This window comes from Legionella resiliens (assembly GCF_021344005.1).
In the GTDB taxonomy this organism is placed as follows: domain Bacteria; phylum Pseudomonadota; class Gammaproteobacteria; order Legionellales; family Legionellaceae; genus Legionella; species Legionella resiliens.
The window spans coordinates 269,028-291,589 of sequence record NZ_JAJTND010000005.1; the positions used below are offsets into that span (position 1 = coordinate 269,028).

Genomic DNA, 22,562 nt, shown 5'->3' on the forward strand with positions numbered 1-22,562 from the left:
CTCGCTAAAATATTCTCTTATTGCTGAGTAAAATAGCCTTCAGCAAATTTATTCATAACTTATCAATGAATCCTTCTCCCACGTCCTGCGGCTACCGTTTGTGCCTAGACTATCGAGAAGTACCATTTATTCCATTTAATCCTAATGCTTTGCCAAAAATAAACACGTCTCTAAAACAGAGTCGGGATTAAGTGAAACACTTTCTATGCCCTCTTTCATTAGCCATTGGGCAAAGTCTTGATGATCTGAAGGCCCTTGACCACAGATCCCTATGTATTTATTGGCTTTTTTACACGCAGTAATTGCCATATGTAATAAAACTTTCACTGCCTCATCTCGCTCATCAAATTGAGCCGCTATCAAACCAGAATCTCTATCTAAACCTAATGTCAATTGGGTTAAGTCATTAGAACCGATAGAAAAACCATCAAAATACTCTAAAAATTCTTTGGCTAACAACGCATTGGAAGGTAATTCACACATCATAATCACGCGTAATCCATGTTTACCTCGCTCAAGACCATGCTGCTTTAAAACCTGAATTACATTACTCGCTTCAGTAACTGTTCTTACGAAGGGAATCATTATTTCTACATTCGTCAAGCCCATTTCTTCACGCACACGTCGTACTGCTTTACATTCTAAAGCAAAACACTCTGCAAATGACTCAGAAACATAACGTGATGCACCTCTAAAACCCAGCATGGGATTTTCTTCATGCGGCTCATATAAATTACCGCCAACAAGATTTGCATATTCATTTGATTTAAAATCGGACAATCGTACAATTACGGGTTTAGGGTAGAATGCGGCAGCTATTGTTGCAATTCCTTCTTTTAATCGCTCAATATAATATTCAACAGGGGAAGCATAGGCTGCTGTTTTTTCAGTAATAAATTGTTTTAATTCCTTATCTTTTAAGCGATCAAAATCAAGTAATGCACGTGGGTGAATACCAATAGTATTGGAAATTAAAAACTCAAGGCGAGCCAAACCCACTCCTGAGTTAGGAATAGATTGAAAGGTAAAGGCTCGTTCTGGATTACCCACATTCAACATAACTTTCATTGGCAATTCAGGCATAGTTTCTACATCCAGATGTACTTGCTCGAATGGCAGCAAACCTGCGTACACATAACCGTTATCCCCTTCAGCACAACTAACGGTTACTTCATCACCATCGCGTATGGTTTTTGTAGCATCACCACATCCTACTACAGCGGGAATACCCAATTCACGAGCAATAATAGCCGCATGACAGGTTCTGCCACCACGATTAGTAACAATAGCTGAAGCACGCTTCATTACAGGTTCCCAATCAGGATCAGTCATATCTGAGATCAATACATCACCACGTTGAACCCGATCCATTTCACTTACATCTTTAATAATCCTTGCCCTGCCTTGTCCAATACGTTGACCTATACTGCGTCCTTCAGCCAGTATCTCACCTTTTTGTTGTAGGGTATAGCGTTCCAATATTTGTTTATTATCGCGGCTTTTTACTGTTTCAGGACGGGCCTGTAAAATATATAGTTGGCCATTTAGACCATCTTTTGCCCACTCTATATCCATTGGTCGGCCATAATGCTTTTCGATAATTATGGCTTGACGCGCCAAGCTTTCCACTTCGCTCGGAGTTAAAGAAAAGAGCAGCCGATCTTTTGCATCAACTTCGACAGTTTTGACCCGTTGCTTTTTGCTAGGATCATCACAATAAACCATCTTCAAGGCTTTACTGCCCAGATTTCTGCGAATAACCGCAGGTCTACCTGCTTGAACTCCGGGCTTATGCACATAGTACTCATCAGGATTGACTGCTCCCTGAACTACCATCTCGCCTAAGCCGTAAGATGAAGTGATGAATACTACTTGGTCAAACCCCGACTCGGTATCCATGGTAAACATCACCCCACTTACTGCCAAATCACTACGGATCATCTGTTGAATACCTGCAGATAAAGCTACTTCATGGTGGGCAAACTGATGATGGGTCCGATAAGTGATTGCCCTATCATTGAACAACGATGCAAAAACATGTTTGATCGAGAGCAAAACGTCATCAATTCCTTTTACATTTAAAAAAGTTTCTTGTTGACCCGCAAATGATGCGTCGGGTAAATCTTCCGCTGTTGCTGAGGAACGAACCGCTACACTAAAATCACCATGACCTATAGAGCGGGACATCTGTTCGTATGCAGCCCGTACCGCATATTCAAACTCGGGAGTAAATGGCGTATTGACAATCATTTCTCTGATTTCTTTCCCAACAACGGCCAACTGCTGCACATTATCTGAATCTAAGGCCGCTAATTTTTCATAGATTTTCTTATCTAAATTATTTTGGGACAAAAACTCTTTGAATGAATCCGCTGTCGTTGCAAATCCGCCAGGAACAGACACTCCTGCGGAGGATAAATGACTGATCATCTCTCCAAGGGAAGCATTTTTCCCACCAACCTGTTCCAGATCATGCATGCCAAGATGTGCTAAATCGATAATATGTGTTTTGACCGTCATAACTACCCCAAGTCCATAAAATGATAGTCATTTTACTGAAAATGTGCGGCTATGGGAAATAGAAACTTTATTTGTCAGCCAACATTTGTTTTTATTCCATCGAGATAAACGATCATTTCATCTAACCCGTGAGGTAGATACCCTGGTTAAGAGCACGATTATGCATTGCATGCAACTAAAGCTTGAGAAAACTCCTTATGGAAATTCTTCTCTCCTAGAAGTTTAACAATTCCTCCCTTGCGAAGTTTTTCTTCTACGCGTGAGTTGGCTCCACTTAAAATCACCCTTACGTTACGCTCCTGTAAATCTTCAATAACCTCTTCCAAAGTTTGTAAGCCGGTAACATCCATAAAAGGTACCCAACGCATCCTAATAATTAATGTTTTGGGATCCGTATGAGTTACTGCTAAAGCATGTTGAAAAGCTTCTGCTGCACCAAAGAAAAAAGGTCCCTCTACAGCATAGATTAATAGGCCATCTGGCAAGGTTTCTATATTTTGTCGTGCCAATTCATGTGCCAATTCTTCTTGAGTCATTTGTTGCACTTCAACACTGGAAGCCATACCCCGTATAAAATTCAGTACAGCAATAATTACACCTATATTTACTGCGACTACCAAATCAACAAACACGGTAAGGAAAAAAGTGACTAACAAAATCACAACATCAGCTTTTGGAGCGCGTTGTATTAATTTAATGAAATGTTTTACTTCACTCATATTCCAAGCGACAACAAACAAAATTGCAGCAAGTACCGTTAGCGGTATATTCACCGCCAAAGGCGCCAGGAACAGAATGATTAAAACTAAGGTAAGTGCATGGATTATACCTGCTAATGGACTATTACCACCATTACGAATATTTGTCGCCGTACGTGCAATAGCTCCTGTTGCAGCAAACCCTCCAAACAATGGCGTAAGAATATTAGCTATTCCTTGGCCAACCAGCTCCTGATTGGAATTATGTTTTGTTCCTGCCATTCCATCAGCAACAACTGCAGATAAAAGTGATTCTATAGCACCGAGCATCGCAATCGTAAAAGCGGGACCTACCAATTCAATCACCTTATCGATTGTGAGGTCAGGCAATTTAAATTCCGGTAAACCTTGAGGTATTCCACCAAACAAGGAGCCTATAGTCGCAACACCGGAAAAATTATAGATTGCCTGCAGTCCTGTCACAGCCAATAGAGCCACAAGCGGTCCAGGAATGCGTTTTAATCCTGGAATTCTATTTGAAAAAATAACCAGAAACAGTGAAAAAAAGCCTAAAATGGTTGTCGGTATATTGAGCTGCGGAAAAGACTGCAGTAAATACCATAATTTTTCATGAAAATGACCGCTTCCACCAGAGGGAAGACCCAAAAAGTAGTGCCATTGCCCTACCCAAATTACTACCCCAATTCCTGCAGTAAAACCAATAATCACCGGGGCGGGGATAAACTTAATAATGCCGCCTAAACGAGCAAGACCAAAAAATAAGAGCATGAATCCCGCAAGTAGCGTTGAAATTTGTAACCCGGAAACCCCATATTTAGCAGTAATTCCCGAAAGAACCACAATGAAAGCGCCGGTAGGGCCTGCAATTTGTAACCGGCTTCCGCCCATAACTGAAACAATCAAGCCAGCAATAATCGCTGTATAAATACCTTGTTCTGGTCGTACGCCTGACGCGATGGCGAAAGCCATTGCCAAAGGCAAGGCAACAACCCCCACGATAATTCCTGAGATAATATTTTGTAACCAATATTTCTTGTGGAACAGGCCCGCTTGATATGATTCAATGATCGTTTTCATAAAATCCCATGACTCATTTTCAAAAATGCGATCATTATACACAATCATATTAAAAAAATATCAATTTTCTGATAAAATTCCTTAGTTTATTCACATCTGAACGCGCATCTAATATTATATGTGCTTTATCTTTAAGGCTAGCTGCTTATGACTCTTACTGCTTTAAATGCGATCTCTCCAATCGACGGGCGTTATATTAATAAAACAAGGGCTTTAAGTCCTTATTTTAGTGAGTTCGCCTTAATTTATTATCGCCTGACTGTAGAAATTCGTTGGCTTGAATCTTTAGCAGCCAATAACGCGATTTCCGAGGTCCCTCCATTCGATCAAAGGACTAAGGACTTTCTTGATGATCTTATTGCTAATTTTGATGAAGAAGAAGCCATCAAAATTAAAGAATTTGAGAAGCAAACAAATCACGATGTCAAAGCAATAGAATATTACCTGAAGGATAAGTTCCAACAGAATGCGAGTTTGAAAGCAATTACTGCTTTTATTCATTTCGCTTGTACCTCAGAAGATATCAACAATTTAGCTTATGCTTTAATGGTCAAACAGGCAATTGCCCAGGTTATTCAACCCACGCTTGCTGAAATTATGGGAGGAATTACTCTACTTGGAAAACAGCATGCCGATGTACCTATGTTATCCAGAACACATGGCCAACCAGCAACACCTACAACCATGGGGAAAGAGTTAGTCAATTTTGTTGCCCGTCTCAAAAGACCACAACAGCAATTATGTGAAGTATTAATTCCTGGTAAGTTCAATGGTGCCGTTGGTAATTATAACGCTCATACTATAGCTTATCCCGAAGTTGACTGGCGCAAGCACTGCGCTAATTTCGTTACGTCACTGGGTTTATCTTTTAATGCCTATACTACACAAATCGAGCCGCATGATGGATTAGCAGAGGTATCGCAAATTATGGTGCGTATTAATAATATCTTGCTCGATTATACTCAAGATATTTGGAGCTATATTTCTCTTGGTTACTTTAAACAGAAAACTGTAGCAGGAGAAGTGGGCTCATCCACTATGCCCCATAAAGTAAATCCCATTGATTTTGAAAATGCCGAGGGAAATTTGGGAATGGCGAATGCCCTCTTCATTCATTTTGCAAATAAACTTACTCAATCACGACTGCAACGAGATTTATCTGATTCTACCGTATTGCGTAATATTGGTATGGCATTTTCTTACAGCCTTATTGCCTATCTGTCCCTGGCCAAAGGCAATGACAAATTACAAATCAATAAACGTCCTTTACAAGAAGATTTAAAATCAAATTGGGAAGTATTGGCTGAAGCAGTACAAACCATGATGCGTCGATATAATGTGCCAAATGCCTATGAACAGTTAAAAGATTTAACCCGCGGGCAGGGAATTGATGAACAAAGCCTCAAGCAATTCATTAAGGGGCTCTCGATACCTGAGGAAGCTAAAGAACAATTAATTAAACTCACACCAGAAAACTATACGGGCCTGGCAACCCAATTAGTAAAGGCCTTTTTATGAGTGAGACACTCTCGCAACAAGGACAGACCTTTGAATTTGATGTCCTTGTTATGGGCACAGGACTGGCTGGATTACAATATTGCTTACAGCTGATTCAACTACAACCTCGGTTAAAAATTGCTTTAATCAGCAAGGCAGAAGCTATTGAATGCAATAGCCGTTATGCCCAAGGTGGAATCGCTGCTGTTTTTTCAGAAGAAGATTCTCTGGAATCGCATATTTCAGATACCTTGATTGCTGGAGATGGACTGTGCTATCCACCGGCCGTTGAATTTATTATTCGACAAGGCCCGGAGATGATAAAACAATTGAGTCAATATAAGGTTCACTTTAAACAAGATAGCAAAGGAAATTTTCATCTAGCCCAAGAAGGAGGACATTCCCATCGACGTATTTTTAACTGTGGGGATCAAACGGGTTTATCAGTTACCCAAACAATGAACCAACTCGCTCAACAGCAGCACCAAATTCATTTTTTTGAACATCATGTAGCAGTAAATCTAATTACCCATTACCATCCTCATCGTACCGATACTCAAGGAGAGGTTTTAGGCGCTTACATTCTGGATTGTACTGCAAATCGAATTCATACTTTTTTAGCGAACTGTGTGATATTAGCTACTGGAGGCGCAGGCAAGACGTACCGATACACAACCAATCCCATGGTTGCCACCGGAGACGGGGTTGCCATGGCTTATCGTGCAGGGGCACGGATTGGTAATATGGAGTTCTACCAATTCCACCCTACTCTACTGCATCATCATTCTTTAAATAATTTTCTCATCTCAGAAGCGGTACGTGGCGAAGGAGCTTTACTCAAAAATGCCGAAACAGGGGAACGGTTTATGAAGCATTCCGCCCCTCAGCAAATGGAGCTAGCTACACGTGATATAGTGGCGCGTGCTATTTTTAGTGAAATTGAACGCAGCCAAATGGGATATGTTTATTTGGATATTACCCATCAATCCAAAGAATTCCTGAAAAAACGTTTCCCGCAAATTTATACGACTCTATTATCCATTGGCATTGATATGAGCCAAGATATGATTCCTGTCGTGCCAGCAGCACATTATCAATGTGGGGGCATACTTACGGATGTTGACGGCCGAACCGACTTAAAACGACTCTATGCCATAGGGGAGGTCGCTTTTACCGGTTTACATGGTGCCAATCGCCTGGCGAGTAACTCATTGCTTGAAGCCTTAGTCATGGGTTCCAATGCTGCTCGATGTACTTTAAAAGATATTTCTGCTCCGTGGAAATATACCGAACATATCCCTAACTGGAGTGCACCCAGTGAAGTCAATGCACGACGCGCCAGCCAAATTAATGCTCAGTGGCGCGGCTTAAGAGGAGAAATGACATCTTATGCAGGGATAGTGCGAACTGAAGCAGGACTTGAAGATCTACTACAATTAATAATGAAGCGTAAAAAAATAATTGAAGAATATTACTGGAAGCATAGTATCACCCGAGATTTTATTGAATTAAGAAATATTATTCTTAATGCCGAACTCATAGTAAGAGCAGCTCTGGCAAGACGAGAATCACGTGGTGGACATTTTCGAGAAGATTATCCAAATAAACAAGCTGAGGCACAAGAAAGTATTGCCAAACTTGGATTAATGGATACTTCGCCAGAATAATAAATGTAAGTGATACATTAAAATGATTTGAGGCAAAATTGATGTTTAAAAACTCCACTCTGTACCAACCTGAAACTACCTTAATGCATATCAGAAATGATATGAGTATTTGTCAAAGTGACTATCCGATCGACTGGTATCAAGAAGAATTCATTCCTTATGCTCAAGAGTACCAGGCATTACCCGATCGTAAGCTCACAACAGTTTTAGCTTGGATGACTCCTTATCTTAAAAAAGCCCAAGATCATTTTGGTGAGCGATTATTACTTTTGGCTCATTATTACATGGGAGGCGATATAGTCCGTTTGGTTGAACAATTTGGAGGACTTATCGGTGACTCCTATCAATTGGCCTTGATGGCAGCTGAACATCCTGAAAAATCGATTATTATCGAATCTGCAGTGCATTTCATGGCGGAATCCATTAGTATTTTAGCGAATAAAAACCAACAGGTTTATATTACTAACCCTAAATCAGGTTGCACCATGGAGATGCTTGCCAAAGACTTCATGGTCGAACCTGCTTTTCTTGATTTGAACGAACGTTATGGTGCTGAGAATATTTTACCAGTTTGCTATATGAATACGTCCGGTCGAGTCAAAGCATTAACTGGTGCCCAAGGGGGGGCTGTTTGTACGAGTTCTAACGTAAAAAAAATATTCCAGTGGGCTCTAAAGCAAAATAAAAAGATCCTTTTTATTCCCGATCAACATATGGGGGAAAACGTAGCTTATTGGTTAGGAATAAACAATCTGGCCTATTGGCCTGGTGGAACGGCAGGAGCCCAATATTCACTTGCAGCGCAAGACTTAAAAACCCTTAAACAGTTTGATGAAGCCCAATTAATATTATTTGCAAGCCAATGCGCCGTACATACACATTATCAACCTGAAATGTGTGATTATTGGAACAATCAAGGATACACGACCATCGTTCATCCAGAATGCCGTAACTCAGTCATTAAAATCGCACAACACGCAGGTTCCACAGCATTCATCTGGGATTATGTAGTCCATGATCGTGCTAAAACCAAGCGTTATGCGATTGGTACTGAAAATCACATGGTTGAAAATCTAAAACAATATTGTAAAGGTTTAAATATAGAAGTAGTCAATCTGGCTGAAGCACCCAAAAAAGAAAATGAAAAAGGAATAGGTTGTGGATGTGCTACCATGTCACGTAACGATCCCCCTCATCTCGTCGCGCTCGTTGATTTATTAAGACAGGGGAAAACAATGGCTTATAACGAAGTTAAAGCAGGTGACGTAGTTAATGAATTCACGGGAAGTAGAAACAGGCTACCAACAAAGGATCAACAATGGGTTATTGATAATGCTAAAAGATCCTTGCAAATGATGATAGATATCACTGAGGATCGCATTTAGTGATCAAAATTCATATAATAAAATGTAGCCTGGGTGCAGCACAGCGAAACCCAGGTTTTAACTGATATAAATTTCCCGGGTTCCGCTGCGCTGCACCCAGGGTACAAGTATTCACTAAGTGACCCGACTTAATGACAAACACAGTCAGGTGATTGCGTACCATCCTTGCACTTTAGATGACCCGTAGCTTTATCGCACTGAGCTACCCCACCATGCTTGGAGCAACAACCTTTAGCGTTTGTAGTTGAACTCGTTGATTTCTTACATGTACATGTAGGAGAGGCTGTACCATCCTTACACATTTGGTAACCCGTAGTTGTGTTGCAGGAAGCAACGCCCCCATGCTTGGAACAACAAGCCGCATAGGCCCCAACTAATGGACTGCTCAATAAAAAAAGAATGGTAATAAGCTGACCTATCCACCTTGAAACCAGATTTGTATTTTTCATTTGAAACTCCATTTTCATCAATGACATTAATAATATAGAACATATTTATTCATCTCATGAACTTCACGCTGTATAAAATTGGCACTGTTCCAGTCCTTGAGTGCAAACAAAACCCCCCAGCGAATCAAGCCAACTGTAATCAAGACGTGATGGTATTTTAGTAAGAACTTGCCACCAAATTGAATATTCACCCACTGAATTCCTATAAGTGCAAACCACTCCTTGCCCATAACCTGCAACCAAAATATTCGCACGCACAAAATGAGTGTTTTGGTCTCCTTGCGGACGATTAGGCGAATAAGGATTTACTGTCCATGGAGCTGGTGGGACACCCCATTTTAAAGAAGTAGTTTCAGGATCAGGGCAATTGGTTGCATACCCCATTGTCGTAAATTGTGCCAAAAAAAAACTAAAAATAATAAAATGATACTTCCTCATAAACCCCTCTTAAGTAATGAGCTATTTTTTAAATAATAATATACTAAAACCCATTGTGAGAATTTATTTCTTTGTTATAATGGCCGCTCAAATGCCTGGGTGGCGGAATTGGTAGACGCGCCGGATTCAAAATCCGGTGGTGGTGACACCGTGTGGGTTCGAGTCCCACCCTAGGTACCATAAATAGTTTTAGAATGCCCTATAATTATTTAATTAATAATAAAGCCATATCCCCTTTTTATCTCAAATGCGATTCGTAATTTATCAATTTCCTTAATTCGCATTTGCTCCTTTTACTCATCTAATCCAATTATTCTATCTGCAATTAATTCTAGCCTCTGCCTGTATTCATGATGAGAGGAAATAGAACTCCCATCCGAGCGAAGACCACAACCACTCGCCCCCATCTCTAAAATTTTGTCCTTAGCATCATAAAAAGTTGCCAAAGCCAGTTTAGCAGTAATACTTTTATTTTTGGGGCTCCAGGTATTTACTGCATTTGGATCGAGAAATGGAGATGTTTTGTTGTTTGCATTTTGAGCAAAATGCCTTAATATATCTAAATTCCCCACTCTATAAGCATCCAATATCTGGTTTAGTGCTCTAATTTTATTAGATCTTCTTGAATCATATAAATAAAACCTAAACCATGAGGATCTATCATTTTTCAATTCAGCCAGATGTGTTTCCAATTTTCTTAAAAGATCTCGATTGGGTATAAATGGAGATAAAGCCATACTACTTGAGAATCTGGTTCTTAACGTAATATCTTCTGAACGAATCCATCGATATGCTTCTCTCGGACTTCCATCTTTAACAATTCCCAGTTTAGGGAAAAAAACTAATTCTTTGGCAATTACACAGTCAATATTTCGTACCCAGCAACCTAATTCTCTGCTAAGAAGCTTTTGTGCTTCATTTTTCTTATGCGGACCACTAAAATCTTTTACACCGAAATTAAAATCTGTACCCCAAAAAACTCTTATCTCATTATGGGATTGAACAAAATCACGGGCTAATTTCATTGGATGACCTGGAGTTTTTATAGCATTTTTCGCATCATATTTTCGTGCATGACAGAAAAACACATCCTGCTTACTTTCTGCATCTGTTCCCAGTATTGCAAGAGCCATACATCCAATTAATCCACTGGTCCATAATAGATCAACACCAGCATGTTTTATATCTTTAATAATCACAGCAGGACCATTTCCAGGTTCATTTCCATGCAAGCCTATAACCCCATCTATGGCTGATTCCATCCATGATTCTTCTCCGGTATAAACTTTTATTGGGCCTGCTCCAGAGAGATCCACATTCTTGCCCCAATGACTTCCGCATTGGTTCAATTCTTTTCCAAACTCTCGTATAGAAATCACTTTCTCTTTTGACAATGTTGAAATCCTCTTAGATGACTCAAATCATACTTATCTGATTTGAGTATTTAGGACTGGGGTATGAATAATATAGTTGATTTTATAAATAGAATGAAAAAGATCTCAAGGCCCGTCTGCTGAATGCAATTTACTCTACATCGCTGAAAACAATCCATCTCTACCCGACGCGTCGGCAGAGATGTCATCAAAGAGAGTGTTGCTTGCCACCAGGCTACTTGCTGGACTTAGAGGCCTTGCCTTATACAACTGACTTGGACTAATTTTTGATTATCTGTTTCAAATATAAAAAATAAAAATCTGCCTATACTATAAGGAAGCACAAAATGCGCTTTACGCAACTTAAGGAATTAAGATGTCGACTAAGTGGATAAAAAGTCATTTGGCTTTGGTGGCTGGACTGTCGTTGCCAATACTACTCATGCTTGTTTTCGTTATTTCAAATATTCCTTTTTTTAAAACAGATCCTCCACGTTATAATCTTCTATTTTCTATCTTGGATTCTTCCGCTTCCCCCTTTCCTGTACAAGTCAACTTTATAGTTAAAAATGATCAATTAATAGCTCAATATTCAAAAGTTCAAAATAATTATTGGGGAATTAAAAAACTCTATTTTTTTGACGCAAAAAAACAAAAAGTCCAAGAAATTCCCATAGATTTTCCCCACTTTAACAACAACACAAATTTCAAAGAAGAAGTGGTGGAATCAACCAAAAAATTTAAACTGGATACCTCACTGGAATCTCCTGACGGTTATGTCCTATACACAAACAACGATAACTTAAACACAGGATTACTCTCAGATCTTTTTCTTGGCAGCCATTATCGAAATAATACGATCTGTCTCAAAAAGAATTCTAGCTGCGTCAAATTATATAATTTAGGTACACGCTACTTTACTTCAAATAATGTCCAATTTATTGGTTGGGTTAAACCATGAATAAAGAAGAGGCATTAGAAAAAATCGTGGAGCTCGCCAAACGTTATCAAATCGAGATTAGAGAAATCGCATTGGCATTGAAACCCGCTCAGACTACAAGCCCCGCAGAGCAAACAAATTGGTTAAATAAACTGTACAGCTATATAGGCGGGATTCTTATTTTTGCAGGTATTTGCGCATTGATTGCCATGAAATGGCAAGACTTTAATCTCTACGAACGTGTTACCTTGACGTTAGGTTTTGGTTTTTGCTCATTCATTTTGGCATTTGTATGTCTAAAATACCCTCATTACCAAAAAGCTTCGCCACCTTTATTTTTGATTGCGCTATTCCTCGAACCCGCAGGACTTATCATTTTGTTGCAGGAATACGATTTAATGCTGCCAATATGGTGGATATTAATCATAGCTATTATCTATTTCACTCATCAACGTTTTGCCATTTTATCGGATAAACCGCTCATTCTTGCAATCACGACTGTTGTATTTGGATGGATTCTTTTCGCCTACACAGTGGATAATAGCCGTATTATTTTAAATTTAGGTTTTGGCTTTTTAATCTTCCTTCTGGGTCTTTATTACCAAGAGAAGCAATATAAAATCACAACTCCTTTATTTCTTGTTGCAGCAATCCTTGAAGCCAGTGGATTGCTTACCCTCTTATCACAATACACTTCCATATTGATGCCTACCTGGGGGGTACTTGTAGTTAGCTTGATTCTCTTTCTGCAACACGGCATTGCTTTTATAGGCACCAGGCAGACGGTATTAGCTTTTATTTCCTTGATTTTCCTCTATTCTTTTTTCCTGGCAGCATTTGAATTACTTGGTGTACCAGAGCGGTTAAAATGGTTTATTCTCAGCAGCTCCTTATTAGCTGTCAGTTCATTTATAAACCACTCAAAGTATCAAAGTATTGCAGGGTTACTTTTTTTCATATCATCTCTGACACTGCTCTTAGTAACATTCGACATCGTTAAAGGTAAACCTTATGAAATACTTTATTTGGGATTATCTTGTGGCTTAATTTATATGGCCATTATAGAAAGCAGCCGAGTCTTACTCATAATTGCAAGCTTGGCGACACTTGGCTTCATTTTATATTTTTCAAGCCAGCATTTCCCACATACTATAGGTTGGCCAATTACTTTGATTTTAATTGGAATACTCTTAATTGGCGTCAGTGGTATTGTCATCAAATTAAATAAAAAATATATGTAGGGGGTATGTTTACCATTCGCTAGCTTGCGAAATGCTGTGATTTTAAAACATCGAAACGAACATATATGAAGCATGTGGGTATTGCAGCGTTTTGTAAAAGAGAGTAACTGCCCCTTAACATAAATTACTGTACAGGATTCAATTCCCCCTCTTTCTCTACTTCATCCAGGTCGAGTTGACCTTCTTTAGTTTGCTCTTTTATCAATATTAAAAAAGGGATAAATGCTAAAGCAAATAATATAGAGAGTTGATATAAACCTACCCAGCCTATAGCCATTTGAATGCTTGCAGCGACAGGTCCAGAAAGAATACGAGGTATTGTCGATAAAGCCACGAGCATGGAAAACTGAGTTCCAGTATATTGTTTATTTACCAATCGCATGAATAAAGCCACCAGGGCGGTAGAACCCATCCCTGCTGCAAAATTGTCAAAAAAAACTGCAATTGCCAATAAGGTAACATTCTTTCCTACTATTGCTAAAACAACAAATAATACATTAGTTAATGCTTGCAGTAAGCCAAAAAAAAGCAAGGAGCGATATAAGGAAAAACGTATCAATAAAAATCCCGCGCACAAACCTCCAAGTAAGATGGATCCAACTCCCAGCATTTTATTGATGTAACCAATTGTCTCTAAAGAAAAACCAAGCCCTTGGATTAAAAAAGGCATGACAATGCCGCTGGTAGTCGTAGTAAATGCTTCACCGAGCTTATAACAAAAAATAAAGAGTAAAAGAGGAATAACCCCCGGACGGAACATTAACTCCTTAACAGGAGCTAAGAAAGATAAAGCCAAATTATTTTTTTCTTTGATTGGCACACTAGGTTCTTGACTCAAGAAAACAGCGAACATGCCTGCAATCATCATGAGGCCCATAAAGCGATAAGTAAAAGCCCAGCCTAATTTCTGCGCCATAACCAATGCCAAACCACCCGACAACAATAAAGCAATCCGATAACCTAGTACTGCTAAAGAGGCGCCTAAAGCATGTTCGCTAGTTGGCAAATATTCTGCTCGATGTGCATCGATTGCTATATCCTGAGTGGCAGAAAAACAAGCTAAAATCAAAGCCAGAAAAGCCATCAATTTAGGATATTGTTCTGGAGTAAACCAAGCCATTAAATTGAATCCAAGAAGCAAAAGACATTGCATGCTTAAAATCCAACTCCGTCTCTTACCCATACTGAATAAGGAATAGCGATCCAGAATAGGTCCCCAGAAAATACGATAAGCGTAGGGTAAACTAATTAAACTTAATGTTCCTGTAGCAAAGACAGACATCCCACTGTATGCAAACCATGCCTGCAAAGTACTACTGATTAATGCCATGGGTAAGCCAGAGGAAAAACCTAAAATGAAAACAATAAATAGGCGTTTGTTCATCTTGCGGATCTCTCTAAGGCAGGATAACTTGTTCTCTAAAGGAAAATCTCACTTTTGTTTTCGAGTGAGAAACGATAAGGAGGGAAACCCCTCCTTATTGATTAGGCAGATTTTTTCACAGAAATCAAATGAATTTTGAAAATCAAAGTTTCATTTGGACCTATAGGACCACCTACGCTACGGGGGCCATAAGCTAAGTCTGAAGGTACATAAATTTCCCAAGTAGAACCGGCAGGCATTAATTGTAATGCTTCAGTCCAACCAGGAATCACTTGTGATACTTGGAATGTAGCTGGCTTACCTGTTTTTTCAGTGCTATCAAATACAGTACCATCAATTAAAGTACCAGTGTATTCAACAGTTACTGTGTCTGATTTACCTGGCTTATTTCCTGTACCTGCTTCAATAACTTTATATTGTAAACCGCTAGGCAGTACCGTTACGCCAGATTTTGATTTGTTAGTTGATAAAAAAGCATCTCCTTTAGATTTGTTTTCTTCTGCCTTTTTATTAAACTCGGCGCTGCGTTTCGCCATCAATTCTTTTTGGAATTTATTCAGAACATCTTTCATTTGTTGTTCTGTCAAAATCAATTGGGCACCAGACATTCCATCTTGCATTCCTTTAGCTAATGCGTCCGGATTAATATCAATACCTTGATTTTTGAAGTTTTTTCCTAAATCAGCACCAATACTATAAGATAATTTATCCTTATCCGTAACAAGCGATGTAGCATCAGCAGCCATTACTGTAGACATTGCCAGCCCCATGACGGCCGCAGTGACCAATTTCATCTTCATAAAGAATCCCCTTGTAGTCTTTCTATTGTGCATATCTTTCCAATTGTGATAGAAAAAGATATTACATTTTAAAATGCAACATAATTCTGCCTAAATTCATGTAAAATTACCAGTCTTTAAGCTCGATTAATTGTAACTATATTATAAAGCTCATTGCATTAAGGATATTCTTAATGCATATCAATTTATAGACTAATTCAGCAAAGGATGCACGTCAAATTATTAAAGTAAATTGTCCGCTATAATTAAAATAGACAAATAATTAAGATTTCTCTACACTTTGCACTAATTGTAACAAGAGATTATCCCACATGAACATCAGTGTATTTGATTTATTTTCCATTGGAATTGGCCCATCAAGCTCGCATACTGTAGGGCCTATGCTTGCCGCTAATGCGTTCTTAAAGTTACTGGAAGACAAACAACTCATGAATCAAGTTCAACGGGTTAAAACCGAACTTTACGGTTCGCTGGCTTTAACCGGAAAAGGTCATGGAACAGATAAAGCCATTTTAAATGGACTTGAAAATAAAACACCAGAAACTGTTGCTCCTGAGTCTATGGTGCCGCGCATGCATGAAATCATTCACTCTCGTACGTTAAACCTGGCAGGTAAGAAAAATATTAACTTTAACGAAGCAACTGATTTTCTTTTTTTACAAAAAGAGCTCTTGCCCAAACATTCTAATGGGATGCGTTTTTCTGCTTTTGATAGCCAGAACAATTTATTAATTGCACAAGTTTATTACTCAATTGGCGGTGGTTTTATTACTACTGAAGAAGATTTTTCCAAAACTACTGAAGATACAAACCCACCCCCATATCCATTTTCAACAGCAGCCCAACTTCTAGAACTGTGTCAAAAAAATAATTTAAGCATAGCGGAATTAATGTTAATTAATGAAAAAACCTGGCGTAGCACAGAAGAAATCCATCAGGGCATTTTGGCAATTGCCAAAGTCATGGATGATTGCATTGCCAATGGATGTAAACACGATGGTATTTTACCCGGCGGGCTTAATTTAAAAAGACGTGCTCCTGATTTACATAAAAAACTCATGAATGAAAAAGGAGTAAAAAGCATTTTTGAGCAATCCGATATTATGAATTGGTTAAATCTTTATGCCATGGCAGTCAATGAAGAAAATGCAGCGGGCGGACGTATCGTTACCGCTCCAACTAATGGTGCAGCAGGCATTATTCCCGCAGTACTAAAATATTGCCAACATGCCCACGATAAAATGAGTGATGAAGATATTTATACCTATTTCCTTACTGCCGCTGCCATAGGCATACTTTACAAAAAAGGAGCTTCCATTTCTGGAGCCGAAGTAGGCTGCCAAGGCGAGGTGGGTGTTGCCTCCTCTATGGCTGCAGCAGGTCTTACAGCGGTTCTTGGAGGAACCGTAGCTCAGGTAGAAAATGCCGCAGAAATTGCCATGGAACATCATTTGGGTATGACCTGTGATCCAGTCTTGGGTTTGGTACAAATACCCTGTATTGAACGCAATGCAATGGGTGCAGTAAAAGCAGTGAATGCAACACGGATGGCGCTTATTGGTGATGGCCAACATCAAATTTCTTTAGATAAAGTAATCAAGACCATGAAACAAACCGGAATGGACATGCAAAGTATTTATAAAGAAACTTCGATGGGGGGATTGGCGGTTAATCTACCTGAGTGTTAAAAAGGGCTATAATCCGCTCTTTTAATACTTTGCTCTATTGCTTCCTCTAGACCAGATAAGAGATGTCTTTGTATTCCTTCACTAATTACGCGAGCATCCTCCAAAGAGCTTATGGAAGAGGATGCCTCTCTTATTTCTCCACCTAACTTTTCCATTTTTTTATTAACTCTCATGTTCTTCTGTTGTTCTGAGCCAGCACGATCCTCAACGAAGAACAAATTTTTACGAATAGAACTCCACGCGGTCTCACCTTTATTATTCACCACTACCCCTCTATGCTCTTCAGAATCTCGAACTTCTTTTTCTAAATCAGATACAGAATGTTTTGTCCGTAAAAGCCTAACGGGTAAAGGAGCAACTACTATATTAAAATTATAGATGTCATTGAGTTCTTCCTCTGTATAATAATTCGCTAAAGACTCTCGGAACTTAGATAGTGTGTCAATTGCTTCCTGATTTTTCCCTTCGTGTTGATGGGAATTCATATAGTCATAAATGGGACAATAATCCGTTTGATTCGATAACATCGAAATATTATCAGTCGTAAAATAAGCACACACGCGACCCTTAACTTGCAAAATATCTGTGGGGATATAGACTTTCAGAGTACACATTTTACTTAAATTGCCGAACTCCATCCTGCTGCTTAATAAATTAGTAAAAACTAACGCTTGACTAAATCCCAAAGGATCACAGATCAAAATATCTAAAGTAGGAAGAATCTCATCGTTAAAATTAAAATTAAATTCTAAAAAGGACCAATGATTTAATTGCTCACTACCATCCCATTTTGAAATACCAATTTGGAATCGTAAACTCTCATTAGAATAGGTAATCATTCGCTCAACAAGCTCGGCTAACCAATCCAGTTCATTAGTGCTCATTGCGAACGCATTGAAGTCCCCATTTCTTTTTTTTTCCTTCCGTTTCATTTCTTTTAAATAAAAGAAAAATGCCATAAGTTCTGGAGAAATATTACCTGGATTCTTACTGAGAGCTAACAGTTCTTTGATTTCAGAGATACTTTTCATGATATGAACAATTTGATAGTTAATTATTTCATTTAAATTAATATAAATAAAATTAACTAAAATAAAAACCATTTTTTGAAAAAATAACCAAAATATATTTTTTATTTTCAATACGATAGATTTTTATTTTTTGTTGGGGATGAATGAATATGGAACATTTAAATCGTCAATAAACAAGAATAAGGGTTACAACGTAATACAGGTTATATTTTTTACAATATCTCAATCAATAGTATGCTGCTCAGCGAAACCATCAACGAAAATCCAAGCATCAGATTGTTCTTTAGCAAAGAATAAATCACTCATTGCATATCCAACTACTGCTGCAAGTTTATCATTAAAATAAATTAAAGGAATTCGCTCTCTTAACCAAGGAGGAACCCCCCACTCCTGGAACAATTTTTTTAAACGCTTAGTCTGTCCATGCAAGGAAAACTCCTCTCCACCTTGTCTAAATCGGACAAATACTTTTGCATCGGCAGGAATGATTACCCCCTGATTGTTTTTTTTTGCCACTAAATTAATGCGTGCATCGGGAATCACTAAAGGTAAAGGAAATAAAGACCACTCAATACAGGAAGGTAAATTATTTGCATTTTTCCTAACTAAATATAAATGCTTTTGGTAACGACGCACAGTGACTTCACCCCAACTCACTGCAGGAGTCGCATCTTCACTAGCAAAGATCACTTCATCAATCAGACGCCAGAAAGTCACCGTGGAGGGCAGTTGGAGTTGATTGTTTTTCAACCAGACCCTGAGAGCATTTGCTATACGATCTCGGCTAAGGGTTTCTAATGGGGTAATCAATAAAGAGTTATTTGTTAATTTTCCAAGGTTTTCTTCCAATATCATATCTTGAGCTGCCAACATATCCAGATTTCTTTTAGCCTGTTGGCAATGAAGCGCTGTTCTAGCGATATTACCTACAACTCCAGGCCATTTTCTTTTCAACAAAGGCATAATGTGTTGACGTAAGTAATTTCGTGAATAGCTGGTATCCTGATTGCTCTCATCTTCTATCCAGTTCAATTGATGAAAGGCAGCGTAATGTTCCAATTGTTCTCGTGAATGAGTTAACAAAGGCCTGGCAATTTTTCCCGGTTCCAATTGACCAAAATCAGACATAGCAGCCAAGCCATCAACTCCGGAGCCACGAAAAAGTTGCAAAAGAACAGTTTCTGCCTGATCGTTTAAATGATGTCCTGAAATTAAGCAATCTTGCTCTGTAAGTAAAGAAGAAAAAACTGCATACCTGGCAATGCGTGCCCTCTCTTCAACATTGGCTGAACAATCAAATTGTACCGTTTGAGTAATTAAAGGAATACCTAAATTCTGGCAAAACTGTTGGCAATGTAATTGCCAACGAGGGGCATTCGCACTGATACCATGGTTTACATGCACTGCGATTAATTTAGCAAGCAAGGTAGGGTGGGAAGCCAGAACATGCAACAGCACTGTTGAGTCAAGTCCACCACTAAAACCTATAATTAATTTATTAAAATGACTTAGGCGAGAAAACCACTCAGTGCTCAATAAAGGTTTAATCACTTGCTCCCATAACCATAAACTTTTGATATCTGTCTTCGACTAACTGTTCTAAAGAGGATTTCATTAAAGCTCTCAATTCGGTAACTAAAACTTCCTTTAAACGTGCTGCCATTTCATCGACATTCCGATGAGCCCCTCCTAAGGGTTCAGGAATCACCATATCAATTAACTTATTTTCCAGAATCTTATCTGCGGTAATCCTCATTGCGCGGGCAGCTTCACTCGCTTTGGAGGCATCTTTCCAAAGAATCGAAGCACAACCTTCAGGAGAAATTACTGAATAAATGCCGAATTCGAGCATTAACACGCGATCACCAACACCAATTGCCAATGCGCCACCGGATCCTGCTTCTCCTGTGATCACACAAATAATTGGCGTTTTAAGACGTGACATCACGAAAAGATTGCGGGCGATTGCTTCAGATTGATTACGCTCTTCAGCACCGATTCCAGGATATGCTCCTGCTGTATCAATGAAAGTAAAAATAGGTAATTTGAATTTTTCAGCCATATTCATTAAACGTAAGGCTTTTCGATATTCTTCCGGACGAGCCATACCAAAATTACGATATACCTTTTCTTTGGTTCGTTTCCCCTTCTGATGACCAAGTACCATAACTGGTTCACCATTCAAGCGCGCCAAACCACCAATAATTGCAGGGGCTGAAGAACAACTTCGGTCACCATGCAGTTCCTGAAAATCAGTAAAAATGCGTTCGATATAATCTGTTGTCTGTGGTCTAAGCGGATGTCTTGCAACTTGTGCAATTTGCCAAGGCTCTAAGTTTGAAAAAACTTGAGAGGTTAGCTCAGAACATTTTGCTTGAAGTCGCGCTATTTCATCACTTAAATTCACTTCGTTATCATTACCTATCATGCGAAGTGCATCAATTTTCTGATTCAACTCTTCGATGGGTTGCTCAAAATCCAAAAATTGTCGGCTCATTGAATACTCTTTGGTGAATTAAATATCATGGTATATGATAACCTTAACCGACAATTGATGCCAGATTCAAACAAGTATATGATCATTACCGAATTCAACCCTTTAAATACAGAAAACTGCATTTTAAATGAAGCTCGAATTGATCTTTGGCAATTTTCTTTAGTGCATGAATTAGAAAATGCATATGAACTATTAAATTCTGAAGAGCAAGCGCGCGCTGAACGATTTTATTTCAGTAGGCACAAACGACGTTTCTCTACTGCCAGAGCCACTATGAGAATCATCTTGGCAAATTATCTCAATATGCCAGCAGGACAACTGGAGTTTGCTTATAATAACCACGGCAAACCAGAAGTCATTAATGCAGCAAAGTTACAATTTAATATAAGTCATACGGGTGACTTAGCACTCCTTGCAGTAGGGAAAAACTTTCCTCTGGGAATAGATATAGAAAAGTATTCCGCTCGACCTTATGAAGGGATTGCAAAAAATTTATTTTCTGACCAAGAATATGAAGAGTTTATTAAAGTCCCTCTTGCTCTAAAACCAGCTGTTTTTTTTCATGTTTGGGCGCAAAAAGAAGCCTTTATCAAAGCCTGTGGTTTAGGCCTTTCTTATCCAACCAAAAATTTTAGTGTTCCCATAACTATGCCAACCAAACAATTGGTAAATGACCCATTACACAATATGACTTGGCAGCTGCGTTCTTTTATGCCAGAAGTAGCTTGCAGCGGCGCTTTATGTTATCACCCGACTGTAAGGGAAATCAGGCATGGATTTATAAATCTGCAGCAAAAAACTCAATTGATTTTTTAGGTTTATATCCATGCACTTCACCCCCGCACAACTTACATTATTAGAATTACTTGGCGATGGCGACTGTCATAGTGGTTCTGAATTAGGGGCAGCTTTAGGTATCACCCGATCAGCGATTTGGAAACAAATCAATCATTTAATTGCATTAGGGATCCCTATAAAACGAATAAGACATCAAGGCTATCAGCTTCCCAATCAATTGATTCTATTAAATAAAAAACAAATTATGGAACATCTTGCTTCCCAAAAACAATCTGGTCCTTTCAATTTACATCTCTTCACTTCTATTGATTCAACAAATCGCTATCTAAAGGATTTACCTCCCACAAATACTGTTGATATTTGTTGTGCCGAAGCTCAAACTCAGGGCAGAGGTCGATTCGGCAGACACTGGCACTCCCCCTTTGGTGAAAATCTTTATTGTTCCAGTCGTTGGAATCTTAACTATGATCTTAGCAAGCTTTCAGGATTAAGTTTGGTCACCAGCTTGGCCATCTTGGCAACTTTAAATGAATTTGACGTTTCATCTAATATCAAAATTAAATGGCCCAATGATATTTTATGGACTCACAAAAAACTATGCGGTAGTTTGATTGAAATATTGGCTGAATCCAATGGCAATGTTCAAATCATCATAGGTATTGGTTTAAACGTTAATACGGATACAGAGAACCATCCTCTTCCAGATAAACCTTGGTGTTCATTATATGAAATAACCAAGCAGCGTTTTGATCGTAATGCTCTTATTGCAAGGCTGATTATCAATTTGGAACACTATTTAATCAAATTTATTCACCATGATCTCAACTCCTTTATGGATGAATGGAACAAATCAGATTATTTGTTTGGAAAAAACATCAAAGTGACTCAGTCTTTAAATACTTTATCTGGGATTGCTTGTGGAATTAATCAGACCGGACAATTAATATTGCAAGATGAATCTGGCACAATGCACTTCCTTTCATCAGGAGATACATCGCTTCATGAAAGACCGTAAAGGGTTACAAGATAAGGTGAGAATAAAGAAAATTTAAAGTTTG

General features: G+C 38.7%; 18 protein-coding genes and 1 tRNA gene. 9 read left to right on the top strand and 10 right to left on the bottom strand.

Annotation, left to right across the window (positions count from 1 at the left end; genetic code table 11):
- Positions 1 to 141: 141 nt before the first annotated feature.
- Both ppsA and LXO92_RS13770 read right to left on the bottom strand, forming a co-directional pair.
- Positions 142 to 2,520: a phosphoenolpyruvate synthase gene (ppsA, locus tag LXO92_RS13765; RefSeq protein WP_182350115.1), complete on the bottom strand. Its 2,379-nt coding sequence runs from the start codon at positions 2,518 to 2,520 to the stop codon at positions 142 to 144.
- Between the two features lie 158 nt (positions 2,521 to 2,678).
- A complete protein-coding gene (locus LXO92_RS13770) occupies positions 2,679 to 4,316 on the bottom strand; it encodes a SulP family inorganic anion transporter (RefSeq protein WP_182350116.1) in 1,638 nt (545 codons plus the stop codon).
- 147 nt (positions 4,317 to 4,463) lie between these two features.
- On the opposite strand from LXO92_RS13770, the gene purB reads away from it, so the two are divergent.
- The 3 genes from purB to nadA are packed head-to-tail and all read left to right on the top strand — an operon-like array spanning position 4,464 to position 8,865.
- On the top strand, positions 4,464 to 5,834 hold the full coding sequence (purB, locus tag LXO92_RS13775; RefSeq protein WP_182350117.1) for an adenylosuccinate lyase: 1,371 nt from the start codon (positions 4,464 to 4,466) through the stop codon (positions 5,832 to 5,834).
- Complete coding sequence (gene nadB, locus LXO92_RS13780; protein ID WP_232891175.1) at positions 5,831 to 7,480, top strand: L-aspartate oxidase; 1,650 nt, start codon at positions 5,831 to 5,833, stop codon at positions 7,478 to 7,480. Before purB ends, nadB begins: the two co-directional genes overlap by 4 nt.
- Positions 7,481 to 7,521: 41 nt before the next feature.
- Positions 7,522 to 8,865, top strand: a complete 1,344-nt coding sequence (nadA, locus tag LXO92_RS13785) for a quinolinate synthase NadA (RefSeq protein ID WP_182350119.1) — start codon at positions 7,522 to 7,524, stop codon at positions 8,863 to 8,865.
- 128 nt (positions 8,866 to 8,993) lie between these two features.
- Here nadA and LXO92_RS13790 read toward each other — a convergent pair whose 3' ends face one another.
- Positions 8,994 to 9,314: a hypothetical protein gene (locus LXO92_RS13790; protein ID WP_232891176.1), complete on the bottom strand. Its 321-nt coding sequence runs from the start codon at positions 9,312 to 9,314 to the stop codon at positions 8,994 to 8,996.
- 63 nt (positions 9,315 to 9,377) lie between these two features.
- A complete protein-coding gene (locus LXO92_RS13795; protein ID WP_182350121.1) occupies positions 9,378 to 9,752 on the bottom strand; it encodes a DUF3757 domain-containing protein in 375 nt (124 codons plus the stop codon).
- A gap of 93 nt (positions 9,753 to 9,845) precedes the next feature.
- Between LXO92_RS13795 and LXO92_RS13800 the strand changes: the two genes are divergently transcribed.
- Positions 9,846 to 9,932: transfer RNA gene (locus LXO92_RS13800), tRNA-Leu, on the top strand.
- Between the two features lie 113 nt (positions 9,933 to 10,045).
- Here the strand turns inward: LXO92_RS13800 and LXO92_RS13805 are convergent.
- Complete coding sequence (locus LXO92_RS13805; protein WP_232891177.1) at positions 10,046 to 11,146, bottom strand: hypothetical protein; 1,101 nt, start codon at positions 11,144 to 11,146, stop codon at positions 10,046 to 10,048.
- A gap of 355 nt (positions 11,147 to 11,501) precedes the next feature.
- Here LXO92_RS13805 and LXO92_RS13810 point away from each other — a divergent pair, with 355 nt between their 5' ends.
- Together LXO92_RS13810 and LXO92_RS13815 are read left to right on the top strand one after the other, a co-directional pair.
- Positions 11,502 to 12,086 (top strand): hypothetical protein, encoded by a 585-nt coding sequence (locus LXO92_RS13810; RefSeq protein ID WP_182350123.1) that lies wholly within the window; start codon positions 11,502 to 11,504, stop codon positions 12,084 to 12,086.
- The gene (locus LXO92_RS13815; RefSeq protein WP_232891178.1) at positions 12,083 to 13,306 is read left to right on the top strand and encodes a hypothetical protein; all 1,224 of its coding nucleotides are present in this window, start codon (positions 12,083 to 12,085) and stop codon (positions 13,304 to 13,306) included. Before LXO92_RS13810 ends, LXO92_RS13815 begins: the two co-directional genes overlap by 4 nt.
- 124 nt (positions 13,307 to 13,430) lie before the next feature.
- Here the strand turns inward: LXO92_RS13815 and LXO92_RS13820 are convergent, their stop codons facing one another.
- Positions 13,431 to 14,690, bottom strand: a complete 1,260-nt coding sequence (locus tag LXO92_RS13820) for an AmpG family muropeptide MFS transporter (RefSeq protein WP_232891179.1) — start codon at positions 14,688 to 14,690, stop codon at positions 13,431 to 13,433.
- 101 nt (positions 14,691 to 14,791) lie between these two features.
- A complete protein-coding gene (gene bamJ / locus LXO92_RS13825) occupies positions 14,792 to 15,490 on the bottom strand; it encodes a BamJ family beta-barrel-assembly machinery protein (protein ID WP_182350126.1) in 699 nt (232 codons plus the stop codon).
- A gap of 311 nt (positions 15,491 to 15,801) precedes the next feature.
- Here bamJ and LXO92_RS13830 point away from each other — a divergent pair, with 311 nt between their 5' ends.
- Entirely contained in the window at positions 15,802 to 17,178 is a 1,377-nt protein-coding gene (locus LXO92_RS13830; RefSeq protein ID WP_182350127.1) for an L-serine ammonia-lyase, read from the top strand.
- Here the strand turns inward: LXO92_RS13830 and LXO92_RS13835 are convergent.
- The 3 genes from LXO92_RS13835 to LXO92_RS13845 all read right to left on the bottom strand — a co-directional run bounded on the left by LXO92_RS13835 (position 17,175) and on the right by LXO92_RS13845 (position 20,706).
- Complete coding sequence (locus LXO92_RS13835) at positions 17,175 to 18,209, bottom strand: hypothetical protein (RefSeq protein WP_182350128.1); 1,035 nt, start codon at positions 18,207 to 18,209, stop codon at positions 17,175 to 17,177. The genes LXO92_RS13830 and LXO92_RS13835 overlap by 4 nt on opposite strands.
- A gap of 222 nt (positions 18,210 to 18,431) precedes the next feature.
- A complete protein-coding gene (gene tilS / locus LXO92_RS13840; RefSeq protein ID WP_182350129.1) occupies positions 18,432 to 19,760 on the bottom strand; it encodes a tRNA lysidine(34) synthetase TilS in 1,329 nt (442 codons plus the stop codon).
- On the bottom strand, positions 19,753 to 20,706 hold the full coding sequence (locus LXO92_RS13845) for an acetyl-CoA carboxylase carboxyltransferase subunit alpha (protein WP_182350130.1): 954 nt from the start codon (positions 20,704 to 20,706) through the stop codon (positions 19,753 to 19,755). Before LXO92_RS13845 ends, tilS begins: the two co-directional genes overlap by 8 nt.
- A 78-nt stretch (positions 20,707 to 20,784) precedes the next feature.
- On the opposite strand from LXO92_RS13845, the gene LXO92_RS13850 reads away from it, so the two are divergent.
- Entirely contained in the window at positions 20,785 to 21,522 is a 738-nt protein-coding gene (locus tag LXO92_RS13850) for a 4'-phosphopantetheinyl transferase family protein (RefSeq protein ID WP_232891304.1), read from the top strand.
- 10 nt (positions 21,523 to 21,532) lie between these two features.
- Positions 21,533 to 22,519 carry a biotin--[acetyl-CoA-carboxylase] ligase gene (locus LXO92_RS13855; protein WP_182350131.1) on the top strand — a complete coding sequence of 329 codons (987 nt, stop codon included), beginning with the start codon at positions 21,533 to 21,535 and terminating at the stop codon, positions 22,517 to 22,519.
- The last annotated feature ends 43 nt before the right edge of the window (positions 22,520 to 22,562 follow it).

What these genes read in the sequence shown, in the direction of transcription:
- LXO92_RS13795 (WP_182350121.1), bottom strand. Translation starts at nt 9,752, where the DNA reads ATGAGGAAGTATCATTTTATTATTTTTAGTTTTTTTTTGGCACAATTT.
- ppsA (WP_182350115.1), bottom strand. Translation starts at nt 2,520, where the DNA reads ATGACGGTCAAAACACATATTATCGATTTAGCACATCTTGGCATGCAT.
- purB (WP_182350117.1), top strand. Translation starts at nt 4,464, where the DNA reads ATGACTCTTACTGCTTTAAATGCGATCTCTCCAATCGACGGGCGTTAT.
- LXO92_RS13845 (WP_182350130.1), bottom strand. Translation starts at nt 20,706, where the DNA reads ATGAGCCGACAATTTTTGGATTTTGAGCAACCCATCGAAGAGTTGAAT.
- nadA (WP_182350119.1), top strand. Translation starts at nt 7,522, where the DNA reads ATGTTTAAAAACTCCACTCTGTACCAACCTGAAACTACCTTAATGCAT.
- LXO92_RS13820 (WP_232891179.1), bottom strand. Translation starts at nt 14,690, where the DNA reads ATGAACAAACGCCTATTTATTGTTTTCATTTTAGGTTTTTCCTCTGGC.
- bamJ (WP_182350126.1), bottom strand. Translation starts at nt 15,490, where the DNA reads ATGAAGATGAAATTGGTCACTGCGGCCGTCATGGGGCTGGCAATGTCT.
- nadB (WP_232891175.1), top strand. Translation starts at nt 5,831, where the DNA reads ATGAGTGAGACACTCTCGCAACAAGGACAGACCTTTGAATTTGATGTC.
- LXO92_RS13770 (WP_182350116.1), bottom strand. Translation starts at nt 4,316, where the DNA reads ATGAAAACGATCATTGAATCATATCAAGCGGGCCTGTTCCACAAGAAA.
- LXO92_RS13815 (WP_232891178.1), top strand. Translation starts at nt 12,083, where the DNA reads ATGAATAAAGAAGAGGCATTAGAAAAAATCGTGGAGCTCGCCAAACGT.
- LXO92_RS13790 (WP_232891176.1), bottom strand. Translation starts at nt 9,314, where the DNA reads ATGAAAAATACAAATCTGGTTTCAAGGTGGATAGGTCAGCTTATTACC.
- LXO92_RS13835 (WP_182350128.1), bottom strand. Translation starts at nt 18,209, where the DNA reads ATGAAAAGTATCTCTGAAATCAAAGAACTGTTAGCTCTCAGTAAGAAT.
- LXO92_RS13830 (WP_182350127.1), top strand. Translation starts at nt 15,802, where the DNA reads ATGAACATCAGTGTATTTGATTTATTTTCCATTGGAATTGGCCCATCA.
- LXO92_RS13855 (WP_182350131.1), top strand. Translation starts at nt 21,533, where the DNA reads ATGCACTTCACCCCCGCACAACTTACATTATTAGAATTACTTGGCGAT.
- LXO92_RS13810 (WP_182350123.1), top strand. Translation starts at nt 11,502, where the DNA reads ATGTCGACTAAGTGGATAAAAAGTCATTTGGCTTTGGTGGCTGGACTG.
- LXO92_RS13850 (WP_232891304.1), top strand. Translation starts at nt 20,785, where the DNA reads ATGATCATTACCGAATTCAACCCTTTAAATACAGAAAACTGCATTTTA.